Source organism: bacterium (assembly GCA_040755795.1).
GTDB lineage: Bacteria > UBA9089 > CG2-30-40-21 > CG2-30-40-21 > SBAY01 > JBFLXS01.
In genome coordinates this window covers 1-2,019 of the sequence record JBFLXS010000588.1, presented here as the reverse complement: position 1 = coordinate 2,019, position 2,019 = coordinate 1, and the positions used below count along the sequence as shown (strand labels likewise).

Annotated in this window: 1 protein-coding gene; it reads left to right on the top strand. The window is 37.2% G+C overall.

The genetic code is table 11. The features are described 5' to 3' along the window. A partial coding sequence (locus AB1414_20005; protein MEW6609697.1) for a hypothetical protein occupies window positions 1-2,019 on the top strand: 2,019 nt, incomplete at both ends.

Genomic DNA, 2,019 nt, shown 5'->3' with positions numbered 1-2,019 from the left:
CCTACTATAAGTATATTGGAAGTCCATACGATAGCATATATGTAGGAGGCCCAGAGGCTTACTGGGCATACTGGAATGTAACTGAATTAGTACAAGAATGGTATTTTGGAATTTACCAAAATGAGGGGATTATGCTAATTGCAAATTCGGAAATAGGAGATTGGGGAAAGATTTTTGTCAGTAAAGATGATAGAGAGCATGAATGGGCAGCTCCTGTATTGATAGTATGCTGTAACAAACCTCCTAATAAACCTACTAATCCATTCCCTACAAATGGTGCGGTGAAGGTAAAAAGTGATGTAACCCTAAAATGGAATTGTACTGATTCTGACGGTGATAAAATTGTGGATTATCATATTAGAATAGCTGATAATCCAAATTTTAACTCACCTTTATTTGATAAACGGATTGGTAGTTCTGTCCCTGAGTTTAATCCTGCAAAAAACGGTATTAATTTAACTACTGGTACTACTTATTATTGGGCAGTTTGGGGTTTTGATGGACATGAATGGACATCAATACCAGTAGACCCATGGCATTTTCTTGTGGGTATTGATCCAGGTCCTTTTGAAGTTTCCGGGACATTTATGTATCAAGATAGACCATATACAATTAATGGCTTTAACTTTGGTGAATATTATGAACCTATTCGTTATGCTCTAGTGCATGTAATAGAGGTAGATAGTGGAACAATAACAGTAATTGGTACTTGCAGCACTGATATTCTTGGACAGTTTGATTTTACAATAGATAACAATATAGATACTGGCACTGAGACTCCAGGACGCGATATAGCAGTAAGATGCTATAGTTGTAGTTATTCAGATGAACATGACTATCCTCAGATACATGCAAGTAATGTCAAAGATCTTAATTCAACTGTATATAAAATTGAATCTGATATCGGATATAATTGGGAAGGAGGGAATCTTAATATTGGAACAATAAAAGAACCATCAGGAACAGAATCTGCGGCTTTTAATATTTTAGATGTAATTACTTCTGGATATAAGTGGGCTAGTGATGTTATTTTCCCAAATAATCCACCTCAAGTAGAAGTCTACTGGCCTAATGGCGCAAATATTTCATATTATAATCCAAATAATGACAGTATTTATATCTTAGGAGATACAAATGACCCGGATCAATATGATGATGGTGTGATATTGCATGAATATGGGCATTTCTTAATGGACCAATATTCATACGATCATAGCCCGGGAGGAGACCATTCATGGCTACAGCGGGTAGATAGTAGATTAGCCTGGTCAGAAGGGTGGGCACATTTTGTTGCTTGTGTGACTAATAATAACCCAGAAAATTATGTAGATAACTTTTTTGATAATAATTCTCCGAAAGTATATGGATTTAATATTGAGACGACTGAGGATTCATTCGGTAACCAACCACCCATAAATTATGGTAAAGAAAACGAAGGATTAGTAGCCGGTAGTTTATGGGATATAAGTGATAATATGATCGATGGGAAGGATACATTGATGATGGGCTCTGAGGAGATCTGGGATGTGTTTGATAAATATATTACTAACTCGATGACCTGTGATATAGAGGATTTTTGGAAGGGTTGGTTTGCCTATAATTACGGTTATGGGGCGCAAGTTTGGGATATATTTATGCAGCATGGGATGAATCTTGATACAAATTCGCCTCAAAATGTGACTAACTTGCATAGTCCGAGTCATACTCCTTGGATCGCTTCAAATAATCCGTATGTAAGTGTTGCTTGGACTCATGCCTTAGATGCTGAAAGTGGTATAGGTAGTTATTCAGTTGCATGGGATAAAAATCCATTACATACCCCGGATATACAAGAAGAGTTTGGTGCTATTAATAATACCACCAGCCATCGATTGGAAGATGTACATTTACCATTTGGTTGGTGGTTTCATATCAGGGGGGTAGATAGGGCAGGTAACTGGGGACCTGCTGAGCATCTTGGTCCTTTTCTTATTGATACCATTCCTCCAAAGGCAGAGTTAGTTCCTGAAAGTGTTCCTG